We start from the raw sequence: 16124 nt of genomic DNA on the forward strand, positions 1-16124 counted from the left end.
CATGGAAATCGACGTCAACGACTTCCTGGATGCGTTCTTCGAAGAAGCCGAGGAGCACGTTGCCGCCTTCGAGCACGGCATCTTGGACTTGGAACGTGCGCCGACGGACGCTGAGGTCATCGGCTCCGTGTTCCGCGCTGCGCATTCCATCAAGGGTGCGAGTGGAACCTTTGGCCTGACGGACGTTGCGGACTTCACGCACCACCTCGAAGGTGCTCTCGACCTGCTGCGCAGCGGCAGTCTTCACTACGACGCGGACTTGGCCTCCCTGCTGCTTTCGGCGCTGGACGTGCTGAAATCGCTGCTGGTCGTTGCTCGCAGTGGTGGCGACCCACCAGCCGCGGAAGCCGAGGTGCGCAGAGCCCTGGAACGGGTGGTGGCGAGTGCCGGCGGCAAGGGCGCCACGGGCGGTACGGCCGTAGGCAGCGCGGGTGGAGGCAAGCGGCAGGTTTCCGTGCGCATTCGACCAAAGCCGGAAGTGATGGCGCGGGGGATGGACCCGCTGGTGCTGATCCGCGAGCTCGCGGATGCCAAGGAACCCGGCACGGAATGCACCATCGAGGCGGATTTGTCGGCCCTGCCGATGCTGGACGAGCTGGATCCGGAGGCCTGCTACCTGGCGTGGTCCGTCAATCTGTCCACGAGCTGGAGCAACGCTCAGATCGAGGAGGTCTTCGCCTTCGTAGAGGACGTTTGCGAGATCGAGATCACGGCCAAGGACACTCCCGCCGCGCCTCGTCCGGTGGTCGCGGCCCAAGCGGTGGTGGCCAGCGCACCCACGACCCTCAGGGTCGCAGCAGACAAGCTGGATCAACTCCTGGACCTGGTCGGGGAGCTCGTGATCGCGCAGGCCATGATCGTGGAGGCGGTGCGCTCCCCGGAAGGTGACCACGCCTTGCGCTTGCAAGACGCATTGGTCGCAATGGAGCGAAACACACGGGAGCTTCAGGAGCGCGTGATGTCCATCCGCATGGTGCCGCTCTCCACCGTGTTCGGACGCCTGCCGCGCATCGTTCACGACGTGGGCCTCTCCTGCGGCAAGCCGGTGCGTGTCGAGATCGAGGGCGAAGAGACGGAAATCGACAAGGCCATGGTCGAGCAATTGGTGGACCCGCTCACCCACCTGGTGCGCAACGCGGTGGACCACGGCCTGGAAATGCCGGAACAGCGCCGCGCGGCGAAGAAGCCAGAGGAGGGCGAGATCCGCATCCGCGCCTACCACGAGAGCGGAAACGTGGTGATCGAGGTCAAAGACGACGGGGGCGGCATGAACACCGTCGCCATCCGCGAGAAGGCGGAACGCATGGGACTGATCTCGTCGGAGACGGTCCTCACCGACGACCAGATCCACGAGCTCGTGTTCCACCCCGGGTTCTCCACGGCGTCCTCGGTCACGGACGTCAGTGGCCGCGGAGTGGGCATGGACGTGGTGAAGCGAAACATCGAATCTCTCAAGGGATCCGTGTCGATGTGCTCTGCACGGGGAAGCGGCACCACGCTGAAGATCCGCCTCCCGCTCACGTTGGCCATTCTCGAGGGGTTCGCGGTGCGCGTCGCCAATCAAACGTTCATCCTCCCGCTCACCAGCGTGGTGGAGTCGTTCCGCCCGACGAAGTCCCAGGTGCGTCGCATCTTGGGGCGGGGCGAGGTGATCGACGTGCGCGGCGCTTCCCTGCCCGTGGTGCATCTGCATCGCATTCTGGGAGTGAGCAACGCTCAGGACGACCCCACGCAGGCGCTGGTCAGCATCGTGGAGTTCAACGACCAGAGTTTCGCGGTGCTTGTAGACGAGGTGCTCGGCCAGATGCAGGTCGTGGTGAAGAGCCTCGAGTCGAACTACCAGCACGTCGACGCCTTGATGGGCGCGACGATTCTCGGTGACGGTCGGGTAGCCATGATCTTGGACGTTCAGGCGTTGGCAAAGGAAGTGCGCGGCGAGCGCAACCCGGCGTTTTTCGATTCCGGCAACGCCGGTTTTCAGGAGGCAGCATGGATCTCGTGAACGAAACCCCTGTGCTCGATGCAGCAGCCGCCCAGTACTTGAGCTTCTCCTTGGCGGAGGGCGAGTACGCCGTGAAGATCCTCCACGTACGAGAAATCCGGGGCATCGGTCCCATCACGCCGCTGCCCAACGCTCCACACCATCTCAAGGGCGTGATGAACCTGCGGGGAGCGATCGTCCCCGTGGTGGATCTCAAAGTCGCGCTTGGCCTGCCAGAGTCCGACTACGACAAGTTCACCGTAATCATTGTCTTGTCCGTCGGCGGCCGCACCATGGACTTCGTGGTGGATAGCGTTTGCGACGTCGTGTCGCTGGAATCCACGGACATCGAGAACACCTCCGAGATCGGCAACGGCGTGGACGATGCCCTGATCGACGGGATCGCTCGCGCTCAGGAGCGGTTCATCATCCTGCTGGACGTGGAGCGCATCGCAGCGGTGGACGTGGCTGCCTGAGGGATATGCCGTGAACGCGCAGAACCCGAGATTGGCCCAGCAGGAGTTCGAAGCACTCCGTGGGATCATCTCTGCGCGCACCGGCATCCACCTGAACGCTTCCAAGCTGGCCTTGGTCGAAGCCAGGCTCGCACGACGCCTGCGAGCGCGCGGCCTGAGCTCCTTCGAAAACTACCTGTCGCTCCTGAAGGACCCCTCCGAGGCCGCGGAAGAGCTGCCGGAGATGGTCAACTGCATCACCACCAACAAGACCAGCTTCTTCCGCGAAAACCATCACTTCGACTTCCTGGCCAATCGCATCGTTCCGGAGCTCGTGGCCAGCGGCAAGCGCAAGCTGCGAATCTGGAGCGCCGGCTGTTCCACGGGACAAGAGCCCTACAGCATCGCCATCACGCTGCGCGAAGCGCTGGGTTCGCTGCAGGACTGGGACATTCGGATCTTGGCGTCGGATATCGACACCGGCGTGCTCAGCCGTGCTCGCGAGGCGCTCTACGACCCTTCGGAGCTGGGTGACGTGCCTCAGAAAGTGCGCTCGTGGGCATTCGAGCGAACCGCAAGCGGTCACGCCAGGGTTGCCGCGGATCTTCGAAAGCTCGTCACGCTCAGGCAGATCAACCTGATCGAGCGACCGTGGCCCATCCGCACCCGCTTCGACGTCATCTTCTGCCGAAACGTCGTGATCTACTTCGCGAAGCCGACGCAGGAGGCGCTGTACCAAGCCTTCTCCGAGCACCTCTTTGGCCACGGCTATCTGGTGGCCGGCCACTCGGAGAACCTGCACTCGGTCAGCAACTTGTTCGAGCACGCCGGACCCACGGTATATCGACCGCGGGCCCGTCCGTCCCAAGCCCCGAGGCGCCGCTCCCTGCGGCCGAAGATCACGTCCATCGTCCCGGTCGCGCGGGAGCGCCGTGGAGAGCTGGCTCTGGTGAGCATCGTCCCCCCTCCAGAGCGGCCGGACGTTCCCATCCAGGCAGGTGGTCTGCATGCCAGCGCGAATCCGGCGAGGATCCGTACGCTGCTCGGCTCTTGTGTCTCCGCCTGTCTGTACGATCCCGTGGCGCGCATCGGCGGAGCCAACCACTTCATGCTCCCCGAAGGTGCAGAGGACGCGTCACTTCCCGCCCGCTTCGGCGTGCATGCGATGGAAATGCTGATCAATCGCCTGATGAAGCTCGGGGCGGAGCGCTCTCGGCTCGTGGCCAAGGCGTTCGGCGCTTCCACCGTGCTGCAAACCGAGAACACCACCATTCGCATTGCGGAGCGGAACGCGGAGTTCATCCGCGAGTTCTTGAGCACGGAGAACATCCCGCTCGTTGCTCAGAAGCTCGGCATGGCGGAACCACTGCTCCTGATCTTCGAAACGGACACCGGGCGCGCGCTGGTGCGTGCCGTGAAGCGCGAGCTCACCGCGCGCGTCGTCCAGGACGAGCGCAGCTACATGACCCGTATCAAGCAGCAGCCTTCAGCAACTCCGAGCCAGGACGTCACCTTCTTCTGAGGAACCATGGCCCCCACCCGTGTACTCGTAGTCGACGACTCCGCCTTGATGCGGAAGCTGTTGACCACGATCTTGGCGCAGGATCCCGAGATCGAAATCGTAGGCACGGCTACGGACCCCGTCGCGGCCAAGCGCGCCCTCGCGCAGCTGTCCCCCGACGTGATGACCCTGGACATCGAAATGCCGCGCATGAACGGCATCGAGTTCCTCGAGCAACTGATGAAGCACCGCCCGATGCCGGTGGTCATGGTGTCTTCGCTCACGGAGCGGGGCAGCCAGCTCACCATGCGGGCGCTGCAGCTCGGCGCCTTCGACTTCGTCACCAAGCCCAAGATCGACATCGCTCGCGGCACCGTCGAGCTGGCAGAGGAGCTCGTCGCCAAGGTCAAGGCTGCCGGACGCAGCCGGGGGCGGCGCCCAGTGGCGCGCCCGAAATCCCGGCCGCCGGCGCGTCCCGTCTCTCTCCGACCCCAACCGGGCTCCTTCGCCCAGCAGGCGCTGATCGCGATCGGCGCGTCGACGGGAGGGACGGAAGCGCTCAGCAAGGTGCTCTCGGCTTTTCCCGCGAATTGCCCTCCATGCATCGTGGTGCAGCACATGCCGCCGGTGTTCACCCGGCACTTCGCCGAGCGCCTGGACCGCGAGTGCCGCGTCCACGTGCGAGAGGCTCAGGACGGCGACGTTCTGACGCCGGGCCTGGTTCTGATCGCCCCCGGGGGCGAGCGCCACATGCAGCTCACGCGCGCGGGCTCCCGACTCACCGTGCAGCTGGTGGCCATGCCGCCGGTCAACCACCACCGGCCATCGGTGGACGTGCTGTTCGACTCCGTGGCGCGCGTCGCCGGCGCGAGCACCATCGCCGCGATCCTCACCGGCATGGGCGCCGATGGCGCGCGGGGCATGAAGAAGCTGCGCGACGCCGGAGCCCAGACGGTGGCGCAAGACGAAGCGACGTCCGTGGTGTTCGGCATGCCCAAGGAGGCCATCGCCCTGGGCGGAGCCGCGCACGTCGCACCGCTTTCGGACATTGCGGCGACGCTCCTGCGCTTGGCCGGAGACACCCGCCGGCGCGATTCGCTTCGAGTCTCCAATCCACCGCGAGGGGCCCCATGATAGTGCTCACCCTGGAAGACCCCCACGGCATCGCGGGCGCGCTTGCGGAGGCGTTCGCCGCACGAGGCCACGTGGTGCACGCCGCGAGCGACATCGCCAATGCCGTGGCTCGAGCGGAGGCCACGCCGCCTGACGTCGTCGTGGCACCGGCAGGAAACGCTGAGTTTCCGCAGTTGGTCGCCTCTGTCCGCGCCCATCACCTCGCCTACGTCATCGGCGTGCTTGCGGGGGACGAGACCAATCTTCAAGACGTCGTGGACGGAGTCGCGCCGGACGAAATCCTCTTTTCGGACACGCGCGAGGCTGAGATCAAGATCGCCGTCCATGCCGCGGAGCGCATCGTCAGCTTCAGCCGCCGACTGCAGGAGCGGGTCGGCGAGCTGGAGCACGCCCTGAGCCACGACACCCACACCGCCGCGGACGCTCCCGAGAGCGAGCAGGGCATCCGCAAAGCGCTGCTGACCCGCGGCTGGAGAGAGATGGAGGCCACGCTCGAGCGGATGTGCGGCGAGTACCTGAACCTACCCTTCCACCGCGTCGCGAACCCCGGCTCGCCGAGCGAAGGATTGGGCGGCGCCCGCATCTCCCTCACCGACGTGGAGCACAACGTGGAGCTCGACCTCGGGGTATTCTGCTCGGAGAAGTCCACGCGCGACGTGGCCATCGCCTTCTGCGGCGGCGACGAGAGCATGGTGGACGACGACATCATGCGAGACGTGATGACGGAGTTCGCCAACTCCGCCATGGGCGCGGTGAAGACGGACTTTCTGGACGACGACTTCCGCTTCACGGCCGGCGTTCCCAAGGCCGCCTTGTCCAACAAGCTCAGCAAGCAGCTGAGCGCCCAGAAGGCGCACCGCGTGTTCTGCTTCCGGAACGACGGCACCGAGGTGTTCGTCGTCGTCGGCTTGCACAGCAAAGAGGTGGTGCGTGTCACGGGCACCGGGCTGCGGGAGGGGATGGTGCTGGCCAGCGACGTGTTCGCGGACAACGGCGTGCTGCTGGCACGCGCCGGCACTCGACTCACCGAAACCACGGCACAGCGGCTGTCCAAGCTGGTGCCCAAGAAACTCATCGAGCTTTCGGAGGCTGCATGAGCCTCCCCTCACCCCACCCGTGCGCGCGACACGGACGGAGGGAATCGCGCTCCCAGGAGAACCGGTCATGAAGTGGATCATCGACATGCGCACCACGGGGAAGATTTCCATCGCCTTCGGCGGAATCTTCGTCATGCTCTTGGCCATCGCTTGGGTGGCGCTCTCTGCGGCCGACAAGGCCAACAATAGCCTGGAGCTCACCTTCGAGCGGGACATGAAAGGCACCGCGGACATCTACGAGGCCGTGACGTTGCGGCTACGCGCGGCGCGCGCGTTTCGCGACGCGATGGGCGAGAGCCACGACGCCACGCGAGCGCAGTACACGAGGGAGTACGAGGACAACCTGGCGGCGATTCCCACGGCTCTCGACAAGGTGGAAAAGCGCCTGGTGCACGAGAAGAGCAAGGAGCAGCTTCGGAGCGCCCGCAAGGCCATCTCCGATTGGGCCGTCGTGGCGCGTGAGGCCATCGAGCTAGGCCGCAAGGATCCAAAGCGTGCCGAGGGGCTGGTGGACAAGTGCAACCAGCTCGCTCCCGCCATCGACCAGCCGCTGGCGGCCATCATCAAGGACAAGCTCGAGCTGGCGGACGCTTCCCACGAGGCGGCGCAGGCGAGCTACGTCCACAGCCGGAACATCGTGTGGGGCACGATCGCCTTCGTGGCGCTGATCGTGGCCGGGGTGTTCTGGTTCTGCCGCTATCTGTTCGTCGCGCGCGTCGACAAGATCCTCGCCGTGATCAAGCGCATGAAGCAGGGCGACCTCACCGAGCGCGTCGATTTCGACCACGGGGACGAGCTCGGCCAGATGGCCACGGCCCTGAACGGCTCCCTCGACTCCCTGCAGTCGACGCTGTTCGACGTCCAAGACGTCTGCAATCAGGTCGCCGCGGCCTCACAGCAGCTCCGCGCCGCCTCGGAGCAGATCTCGAACGGCGCGCAGGAGCAAGCCTCCAGCCTGGAAGAGACCGCCGCCAGCTTGGAGGAGATCAGCGCCACGGTGAACCAGAACTCCGGCAACGCGCAACGCGCCTCCAAGCTCGCCGGTGACGCCAGTGACGTCGCCGAGCGCGGCGGGCAGGTGGTGGAGGGCGCCGTCGCCGCCATGGGCGAGATCACCAAGGCGTCCACCAAGATCGCGGACATCATCACCACCATCGACGAGATCGCGTTCCAGACCAACCTGTTGGCGCTGAACGCGGCCGTGGAAGCGGCCCGAGCCGGCGAGCAGGGCCGCGGCTTCGGTGTGGTGGCAGCGGAGGTCCGCACCCTCGCGCAACGCACGGCGTCCGCCGCCAAGGAGATCCGCGGTCTCATCGTGGACGCCTCCACCAAGGTGGAAGCCGGCACCGAGCGCGTGAATCAGTCCGGTTCCACGCTGCAGGAGATCGTGCGCGCCGTGAAGCAGGTCACCGACATGGTGGGCGAGATCGCGGCAGCCTCCAGCGAGCAGAGCACGGGCATCGCCCAGGTGAACACTGCCGTGGGCCAGGTGGACCAGGTCACCCAATCGAACGCCGCTCAGACCGAAGAGGTCTCCGCGACGGCGGAATCCTTGGCGGAGAAGGCCGCCCACCTGGATCGGCTGGTGGCAGCCTTCGAGCTCGGCAAACGGCGACAGCGCGCCGCGGCGCAGCGAGCGCCCGCACCCAAGCGCCATCGCCCGCCCCCGCTGCCGAAGAAGGCGAAGAAGAACGCCGACGTGATGGTGGGCGACGCCCCCATGTTCTCCATCCCGCCCGGGCCCCCGAACGGCAAGAGCAACGGCTTCCAATCGAGCGACGGCTACTTGGAGTTCTGACTCCAGAGAGGGTGGCGCGGCCCCGCCGCGCCGCCCTCACTCCTGATAGCAGCGACGCACCGTGCAACTGCGCGAACCGGCGCGACTGGAGCAGGCGTTCTTCGCCTGCTCTGCTGCTTCGGTTCGGCTCGGCGCGGTCTTCCACGCGGTGCCCACGTAGTGGCCGCGGAACTTGGCGGACGCGATGCAGGACCACTCCGACGCTTTGGGGGCAGCCACCGCCGGCGCGGCGAGCCCTCCCAGGCAAACACCAGCAATAGCGAGCGGAGCGATGGATGAGCGTTTGCGCTGCTTCATGAGGGGGCTCCTAGAGTGTAATCACCGCGCGCAGGCCGGTCACCAGCGCTGATGGTATCTGCCGCTGCCCGCCGGGGTTGTCGATGTACTGCAGCGACGGCTTCACGCTGAAGAAGCCCGTCACCAACGCTTCGTAGTCGAGCTCGACGACCGTCTCGGCGTCCCGAACCTCCGGGGACACCTGGACCCGCGCGACCCCCAGGGACAGCACGTCGTCCCCGCGACTCGGCAAGAGCCCCGTGACGGCGATGCCCGCGCCCGAATAGAGCCACGTCTCATTTTGGTCCTGGGGCGCAACGCCCAGCTGCAAGAACACGCCCACGGAATCCCAGACCTCATGGTCCAAGATGGCGTAACCGCCATAGCTCTCGCCATGGCGGAATCCGCCGAGCCGCAGCGTTCCCGGGAGCCCCGCGAAGATGGGTTCGGAGTGCAGCTGGAGCTCGCCCACGTAGAGGCGCTCGGTGTCGGCACTGAACACTCGCGTGCCGCCCAGCGGCTTCTTCCCGTCCGGTTCACCATCGAACACGCCCACCTGCAGCGTGAGCGGCTCGACGGGGGTCGCGAAGGCGGCCGCTCCCAGGGCCCAGTCCGGGTAGGTCGACAGCTCCAGCGTGGGAAACACGCCGAAGGAGGCGTTGAGCAGGGTTCCGGCGTAGTCGCTGGCGGCAAAGTCGACGTTCGCCTCCTGTCGCCCCACCTTCAACGCCAGCACTCCGAGCTCTTGCCGATACCAGTACTCCGCCAAGGTGACGTAGCGGTCGGCTTCCAGATTGCTCACGGGTTGGAGGCCCCCCAGGTGCTCTTCCGTAACGCCTTCGCCGTGCAGCTCTTTGAAGCGCAGCTCGAGCGTCCCGCCCTGCCACGCGCCCAACGCGCCAGTGTCGACGTCCACAGAAGCATCGCTGCTCCCCAGGTAGGAGTACGGTCGATCCGTGTCCGGCCCGCCAGCGACCCGGGCGAAGGCGTCCGCCGTGTAGCTGCCCTGAATGTCGACCCCATGCTCCTCCAGCCACGAGCGCGCCCCACCCCAGGTGGCGGTGAGGTAGGAGCCCTCCAGATAGCCGTCCTCCCGCTTTGGGGGCATGGACTGCCTGAGCGGCGGAATCGACTGCGCCCGGGCCATGCGGGGCGCGGCCAGGCCCACCAAGGGCATCAAGGTCGAAAGCAGCAGGCGATTGTGGAGATAGTGCTGCACTCCACCCCAAAGAGCGGCGCAGCCCGGAGCAACTTGAGGAAAAAGAGTCAGCTCTTGGGCGGCGGCGGCGGCTTCAAGCAGGCCTCCACGCACGATTGAGCCGCGTCGTCACAGCGCCCGGCACATTCCAAATCCCCATCGCAGGCCAGCACGCAGTCGGTCTGCTGGCGCTGGCAACGGGTGTTGCAGCGCTGGACGCCGCTTTCCGCATGCCCTCCCAGGAAAGCCAGGACCAGCCCTATGCCGATGGCACGCATCATCTCCTAGGACGGCCGCGGGCGCCCATCCTTGAACGAAACAGCCGCCTCCTGCTACCAACCTTTCCGATGGTGAACTGGCGCCGTTGGTTCCGTCCGGCCCCCGCTCTCCCCTTCGCCCTCCGGGTCTCCGACGCCCACGGGCGTCCGGTGAAGCGGGTCGATCTCGAGGGCCAGTGGCTGCCGTCAGGGCGGCCTTTCCGGGCAACGCCCATCGTCGCCGACGGCCTGTGCGTGATCCCCTGGTCCGGCGACGATCGAGTCCTCCAAGTCCAGGTGCGCTCCGGCGCGGGCTCCGGGGAGCTGACGGTCGAGCGCGATCGCGAGGAGCCTCACCGCGCCCTCGGCGTCCGCCTGCGGGAAGAAGCCGCCGTCAGCCTTTCGAGCTGAGCGCCTTCGCCTCCGCCACGCTCGCGGCGCAGCGGAAGCCGTAGTGGTGGTACGGCTTGTTGTGCGGGTGGTGCGCCCGGCGATACGTGGTGGTCGCGTACTGGGCCTCCCAGTACCAAGAGCCCCCGCGCACCACGCGCTCGAAGTGACCCGGGCACTTCTCCGCGCCATCGCAGGGCCCGCGGGGATTGTCCTTCGTGCACGCCTCGCCGCAGCGCGCGTAGCTGTTGGAGTACCAGTCGTAGACCCACTCCCAGGCGTTGCCGCTCATGTCGAACAGGCCAAACTGATTCGCAGCGCGGGTACCCACCACGAAGGTGCGGCCCTTGTCTCGGCCCATCCCCTTCTTCTTCACGCCGCAGCTGCGGCCGCGCTTGTCCTTGATCACGGCGCGCTCGCAGGTCGCCTTCTCGTCACCCCAGGGGTAGGCCCGGCCGTCCGTGCCCCGCGCGGCCTTCTCCCACTCCGCCTCGGTGGGCAAGTGTTTGCCGCGCGCCTCGCAAAAGGCCACGGCATCGAACCAACTCACGCCGACCTTTGGCTGCCGCGGACGACTGAAGTCCTCGTACACCGTACGCGCGGGCTTGCACTTCTTCTCCGCGACGCAGGCGTCGAAGGCCTCCACCGTGACCTCCGTCACGTCCATGTAGAAGGTGTCGAGCCACACGCTGGCCTGCGGCCGCGTGGCCTTGAAGCCCTTGTCCGTGCCCCGCAAGAACGAGCCTCCGGGGATGCAGGCCATGCCTTTCGGCGCCTGAGAGCAGGGATCCACATGCCGCGCCTTTGCCTCGGGACCTTCGGCCAACGCCGTCGCCCCGAGGACGAACAGCGCCAGGGCGCCCAGCCCGCTCCATGTCATCCGCATGCCGCCGAGAGCTTACCGTGCATGCCGAGATTGGGCGCTTTTTTGCCCGAATTCGCCGAGTGTCGGACGATCCCTGGGTGCGAAAGCTCGTGATCGTCTCAGGGCTCCTGTGGGCCTGCTCGTCGGCGCCACCCGCGCCGCCGGCTGCCGCTCCTTCCTCGCCCCCACCCAGAGCCGCCGCCCCCACGGCCCCGCCCCCCGCGCCCCCGACTGCCGACGTTCCCCCGCCGAGCCCAGCGATCCGCTCGCGCCCCTCCCCGCCGACGCCGCGGCCCGCTTGGGCGCGTTGCGGGCCGATCCCCCACCGCGCGCCATCACGCGCATGAAGCACTACTTCGTCTCCAACGAAAACCAGCACTGGCTCTGGCGAGACGTGCTGCGCAACCGCGGCGGCATGCTCGTGGGCGTCGGCACGGATCAGCTCTATCTGTACGCCGGCTGGTCGAAGGCCACGCTCCTCGTCCCCCTCGACTTCGACCAATGGATCGTCGATCTCCACTGGGTCTACGGTCTGCTGTTCGAGCACGCCGACACCCCCGCAGAGCTCGTGGATCTGTGGACCTTCCGCCGCCAGGGGGAAGTGAAGAAGCTCATCGAGGAGCGCTGGAGCGACCCCAAAGAGCAGCGGAAGAAGCTTCGTTCGTTCTCCGAGGCCCGCGCCGACGTCAAGCAACGCCTCGAGCGTCTGAGAAAGCGTCACGGCAAGCGAGACGTCGACAGCTTCATGTCGAGCCAGGAGCAGTTCGACTGGATCAAGCGCTTGTGGGCCGCGGGCCGTGTCCACCCGGTGCGCGGGGACCTCACCCAGAGTGTTGCGCTGGCGGACGTCGCAGCCTTCTCCCGAGACACGAAGATCCCGCTCCGTACCCTGTATCTGTCAAACGCCGAGGACTACTTCGAGTTCGACACCGGACACTACAAGGACAACGTCCTCGGGCTGCCCTTCGACGACCGCTCCATCGTGCTCCGCACCAAGCCCTACAATGGCGACTACTACGAGTTCCTGTACCAGTCCGGCACCGGCTTCCAGGATTGGCTGCGCGCGGATCGCGTGAAGACGATGTGCGAGCTCGCCCGTTTTTCCCACCGCGCTAGCAACGACAAGGACGAGAAAGATCTGTACGAGGTCTCGCCCGTCAGCGTGACCGAACGCGAGCGCAACCACCGCTGCGACTGACCGGCGCTCAGCCCCGCGATTCGTACACCCGCATGCTCGGCAGCTCCACCGCCGTCAAGAACCCACCGCGCCCGCAGCCCGTGTCGATGCCCACCACGTTCTCGTAGGCCCAAAGATCCTTCGGATCGTCCGGTGTGAAATTGGAGAGCTCCGGCGGCAACAGATCCGTGCGCGTGTGACCGAACACCACGCGCTTGCCACGATAGTTACGAAAGAAGTCCTCGTCCCGGAGCCACAAGACCTGCACCGGCGGGTTCGGAAGCTCGCTCGGATGCAAGAAGCGTCCGTCCGAACCTTTGGGCAGGCCTGCGTGTACGTAGATGGCGTGCTGATCCTCGTACCAGTAGGGCAGCTGCTCCATCCAGCGCACGATGCGCGTCGGGAAGAATCGCCCGCTCTCGAACGCGGCACGCTCTGCGTCGATGGGCTCCTGGAGCTGCTCGGGCACCGGGGCATTGATGAACGAGCGATACGCCGCCAGGCAGCCGTGGATCGGAGGCCGCACGAACTCCGGCCAGCCCTTTCGTCGCACGTAGAGCCAGGCGTCCTCGTGGTTGCCACGAAGTGCCACCACCTTCGCCGAGATCATCTTGGGTAGGTAGCGGACGTACTCCACCACCTGTTTGCTGTGGGGACCGCGGTCGATGTAGTCGCCCAGAAATACGATGGTGTCGTCGCGATCCAGCTTGGGCAGCTTGGACATCACCGTGCGGAGCTGCATCAGCTCGCCGTGAATGTCTCCAATCGCAATCGTCCGTCCCGCCACGAATGGGCGAGACTACCACGGCTAGCCGACGATCTCGCCCAGCAGCTTTCCGGTGTCCTTCACCATGCTCACGCTCTCGTCCAGACCTTTGACGATGAGCTTGAGGTGCAGCAGGAGCTTCGGGTTCAAGATCTGCGTCGGCGCGCTGGCCACCAGCGCCACGCCGGTCTGCACCGTCTCCGCCGTCTTGGCCGCGAGCTGCACGCCGAGCTCCGCCGTCGAGAGCCACAAGGTCTTGAGCTTCTCCACGCCCTCGGCTGCCTGATCTCCCGTCGTGGACTCGATCTCCGACAGCGCGGAGGCAACCTCGCTCTTCTTGATCTTGCGATCGCCGTTCTCCACGTCGGAGGGCGCGTCCTGTCCCTTCACCTTGCTCTGGGCCAAGAACACGTGACGCCCGGTCTCCATCAGCTGGTACGCCGTCGCGTACATTTCCGCCGAGGCCCGGAAGAAGTTGTCGTACTCGGGCATGCCGATCTGCACGTACTTGAAGTCGTAAGCGGCGTCGGGGTTCATGCGCGCGACCTTCAAGTAATCGTAACGCACGTCGCCCTCGTACGGCTTGAGCGACGACGCCAGTTGGCCCAGCTGCACCTGCCCCTGCGGCGGGACGTCCACCAGCTTCTTCGCTAGCTCCGCCGTGGTGGCGCCCACCTGCTTGGCGAAATCGCTGAAGTCCGTCGCCACTTCGCCCATCGCCGCCTCGAACTCGTCCCAGTTCTTGGCTTCACGGACCCGCGTGGTCGTCTTGCCATTCACGGTCTTGGTGGTGACCACCGTCGCCTTCAAACCGATGGCCTCGCAGGCCGAGGTCAGCAGGGACAGCGCCCCGAGCCCGAGCACGTTGCGGCGTGACAGCATGTCGCGTGCGTACATCAGAATCTCCTGGTCTCAAATGATGACTGTTGGCTTGTTGGTCCGGCGCGCTGGCCTCTGGGACGTCCACGCTGTTCGCCATTGAAGCCCGCGACGCCGGTCACGGAGGTTCCGCGCCGAACCGACACTATTGGGCTATGCTCTCGGCATGCGTTGGTCTGCTCTCGTCCCACTCCTGGCGCTGGCGCTGCTCTCCGTCCCCGGGTGCGGGGACTCCGACGGACCGTCGACGTCGGCGCCCGCGGCCTGTCACGCCGCGGACGTCGCCGCGGACATGGACGAGGTCGCCGCCGAAGACGTGGGCGTCTATCTGGATGCCCCGGCGAGCGCCGGAGTGGATGTCTTGCGTTCGGATCTCGAAAAGTACCTCCCCGCGCTGTGGGGGCTCGACTCGATCACGGTGAGCTCCGGGGCTCCGGACGGGTCGAAGGCGGTGTCCATCTGGATCACGACCTCGGACTCGGCGCGGGATTCCCTGGGAGTGACGCTCACGGATGGCTACGTCCTTCGGCGCAGCGACCAGAGCGTGACCGTATACGCCGCCGACGAGACCAATCTTGCCTATGCCACCTACGGATTTCTGGAGCGGCTGGGGGCGCGCTTCTTTCACCCGAAAGCCGAGTTGATTCCAAGCCTTGGCGGCGTGCGGCTGCCGAAGACGCTGGACGTGACGGAAAAGCCTGCCTGGCCCACCCGCGGCATCCAAGAGCACACCCTGCACCCCATCGAGATGATGAGTGTGCTGAACGAGCCGAGCGCCGAGCACCTGGCGGACGCCAAGCAGTACATCGATTGGTTGGTCAAGACCGGACAGAACCTCATCCAGTGGCCGCTGATGGACACCGTGCCCTGGACGGACTTCGCGCCCCACGCCCAGGCCATCGCGGACTACGCCCACTCCCGGGGCGTCAAGATCGGCGCCGTGGTGCAGATGTTCGCGGAGTCTTCGCTGCAGAACAACTACGTGCTGATCCAGAGCGACGCGACCTGGCAGGCGGATCTGGAAGCCAAGCTGGATCAGCTCCTGGGCGTGAGCTGGGACGTGGTGGAGCTGGCCCTCGGTGAGTTCATCGGCGCGAACCCGGCGGACGTCATCAGCTGGCTGAACCACGCCACCAGCTACGTGAACGGCAAGGCACCGAACGTGGAGCTCTCCGCCCAGATCCACGTCGGCAACTATCCGAACCTGTGGCTGGACTACCAGGGCAAGAAGACCTTCTTCTATCACCTGGCGGGCTACACCGACGGCAAGCTGGGCAGCAGCGTGCACACGGTGTTCTTCTTCGACCTGTACCGCGACTGGGGCACCTACAAGCACGACAACTTCTTTTTGCAGCGCGACTACCTCATGGAGCAGCTGCCCAAGCGAAAAGTGCGCTACTTCCCCGAATCCGCGTATTGGATCGCGGCGGACGTGGACGTGCCGCAGTTTTTGCCGGAGTACATCTACGCGCGCTGGTTGGACATCAGCTCGCTCCACAAGGACATCCGCGAGCAAGGCCTGCCGGAGCTGGATGGCCACGTGATGTTCAGCTCCGGCAAGGAGTGGAACTACTGGTTGACGGACTATCTCGCCGCCAAAATGCAGTGGGATCCGGAGGCGGACTACGAGAGCTTCCTCGGTCACTACACCTCGAGCTTCGGCGCCTGCGGCTCCGAGCTCCGCACGGATCTCTCCAAGCTGACGGAGCTGCAGAACGAGTACCTGTTCGACAAGCGCTTGGTCGGTTACGTGTCCGGAGAGGACAACGTCCTGGATCTGGGTTTCATCGCCGGCTACGAGAGCCATCCGCGCCGGGTGGACTTCGAGAAAGTCACCGCGATGGACGAAGGCGAGCTCGCCACCTTCGAGACGAACGTGATCGGAGAGCTGGCCAAGTACGTCGACAAGCTCCGCCCCCTGGAGAAGTCCGTCGTCGCCCGCTGCAAGACTGCGGACGACGTCGTAAAGCCCTGGTGTGACGAGCTCAGCGACGGCTTCGTGATCGATCGGCTGCGGGCCGAGCACACGCTCGGGCTCTACCGCGCCGTGATCGACTCCGCGCGCGGCGGCAGCACCAGCCTGGACCTGCTGGCGAAGGCGAAAGACATCACGAAACAGGCGGAAACGGTGATCGCTCGCCGTGAGACGGGCTATCGCTTCCCCCTCTCGCAGTTGGTGGACGCCTACCAGAATCCCACCATCTACGAGTGGGGCTATTTGCGTCAGACGCACCTCGCCTGCTTCTGGCATCGCCAGGACATCCAGGCGGAGACGCTGATAACCGAAGGCTTCCCAGCGAGCTTTTCGGTGCTCCCGAGCTGCGACGACTGAATCACTGCGAAGCAGGTT

15 protein-coding genes are annotated in these 16124 nt (G+C 65.9%); 9 read left to right on the forward strand and 6 right to left on the reverse strand.

Annotated features, from left to right (window positions below):
- Position 1 precedes the first annotated feature (1 nt).
- The 6 genes from H6717_19715 to H6717_19740 all read left to right on the forward strand — a co-directional run bounded on the left by H6717_19715 (position 2) and on the right by H6717_19740 (position 7966).
- Positions 2–2002, forward strand: coding sequence for a chemotaxis protein CheA (locus tag H6717_19715; protein ID MCB9579266.1), 2001 nt, complete (start codon positions 2–4; stop codon positions 2000–2002).
- Positions 1990–2457 (forward strand): purine-binding chemotaxis protein CheW, encoded by a 468-nt coding sequence (locus tag H6717_19720; GenBank protein ID MCB9579267.1) that lies wholly within the window; start codon positions 1990–1992, stop codon positions 2455–2457. The genes H6717_19715 and H6717_19720 overlap by 13 nt, the downstream gene beginning before the upstream one ends.
- A 10-nt stretch (positions 2458–2467) precedes the next feature.
- On the forward strand, positions 2468–3958 hold the full coding sequence (locus H6717_19725; GenBank protein MCB9579268.1) for a hypothetical protein: 1491 nt from the start codon (positions 2468–2470) through the stop codon (positions 3956–3958).
- A 6-nt stretch (positions 3959–3964) separates the two neighbouring features.
- Positions 3965–5071 carry a chemotaxis response regulator protein-glutamate methylesterase gene (locus H6717_19730; protein MCB9579269.1) on the forward strand — a complete coding sequence of 369 codons (1107 nt, stop codon included), beginning with the start codon at positions 3965–3967 and terminating at the stop codon, positions 5069–5071.
- Entirely contained in the window at positions 5068–6168 is a 1101-nt protein-coding gene (locus tag H6717_19735) for a hypothetical protein (GenBank protein MCB9579270.1), read from the forward strand. The genes H6717_19730 and H6717_19735 overlap by 4 nt, the downstream gene beginning before the upstream one ends.
- A 67-nt stretch (positions 6169–6235) precedes the next feature.
- On the forward strand, positions 6236–7966 hold the full coding sequence (locus H6717_19740; GenBank protein ID MCB9579271.1) for an MCP four helix bundle domain-containing protein: 1731 nt from the start codon (positions 6236–6238) through the stop codon (positions 7964–7966).
- Positions 7967–8002: 36 nt separating this feature from the next.
- On the opposite strand, the gene H6717_19745 is transcribed toward H6717_19740, so the two are convergent.
- Genes H6717_19745 through H6717_19755 form a run of 3 tightly spaced genes read right to left on the reverse strand, consistent with a single transcriptional unit; the run spans position 8003 to position 9721 of the window.
- Positions 8003–8263: a hypothetical protein gene (locus tag H6717_19745; GenBank protein ID MCB9579272.1), complete on the reverse strand. Its 261-nt coding sequence runs from the start codon at positions 8261–8263 to the stop codon at positions 8003–8005.
- A gap of 10 nt (positions 8264–8273) precedes the next feature.
- Complete coding sequence (locus tag H6717_19750; GenBank protein ID MCB9579273.1) at positions 8274–9461, reverse strand: carbohydrate porin; 1188 nt, start codon at positions 9459–9461, stop codon at positions 8274–8276.
- Positions 9462–9508: 47 nt separating this feature from the next.
- Positions 9509–9721 (reverse strand): hypothetical protein, encoded by a 213-nt coding sequence (locus H6717_19755; protein ID MCB9579274.1) that lies wholly within the window; start codon positions 9719–9721, stop codon positions 9509–9511.
- A gap of 66 nt (positions 9722–9787) precedes the next feature.
- Here H6717_19755 and H6717_19760 point away from each other — a divergent pair, with 66 nt between their 5' ends.
- The gene (locus tag H6717_19760) at positions 9788–10108 is read left to right on the forward strand and encodes a hypothetical protein (protein MCB9579275.1); all 321 of its coding nucleotides are present in this window, start codon (positions 9788–9790) and stop codon (positions 10106–10108) included.
- Here the strand turns inward: H6717_19760 and H6717_19765 are convergent.
- On the reverse strand, positions 10092–10967 hold the full coding sequence (locus H6717_19765; GenBank protein ID MCB9579276.1) for an SUMF1/EgtB/PvdO family nonheme iron enzyme: 876 nt from the start codon (positions 10965–10967) through the stop codon (positions 10092–10094). The two genes, H6717_19760 and H6717_19765, sit on opposite strands and share 17 nt — an antisense overlap.
- A 115-nt stretch (positions 10968–11082) precedes the next feature.
- On the opposite strand from H6717_19765, the gene H6717_19770 reads away from it, so the two are divergent.
- A complete protein-coding gene (locus H6717_19770; protein MCB9579277.1) occupies positions 11083–12150 on the forward strand; it encodes a hypothetical protein in 1068 nt (355 codons plus the stop codon).
- A gap of 7 nt (positions 12151–12157) precedes the next feature.
- Here the strand turns inward: H6717_19770 and H6717_19775 are convergent, their stop codons facing one another.
- Entirely contained in the window at positions 12158–12916 is a 759-nt protein-coding gene (locus H6717_19775; protein MCB9579278.1) for a serine/threonine protein phosphatase, read from the reverse strand.
- 21 nt (positions 12917–12937) lie between these two features.
- Positions 12938–13792 (reverse strand): hypothetical protein, encoded by an 855-nt coding sequence (locus tag H6717_19780; GenBank protein ID MCB9579279.1) that lies wholly within the window; start codon positions 13790–13792, stop codon positions 12938–12940.
- A 148-nt stretch (positions 13793–13940) separates the two neighbouring features.
- Here H6717_19780 and H6717_19785 point away from each other — a divergent pair, with 148 nt between their 5' ends.
- Positions 13941–16106, forward strand: coding sequence for a hypothetical protein (locus H6717_19785; protein MCB9579280.1), 2166 nt, complete (start codon positions 13941–13943; stop codon positions 16104–16106).
- The last annotated feature ends 18 nt before the right edge of the window (positions 16107–16124 follow it).

The sequence above is a fragment of the Polyangiaceae bacterium genome, from assembly GCA_020633235.1.
GTDB lineage: Bacteria > Myxococcota_A > Polyangia > Polyangiales > Polyangiaceae > JACKEA01.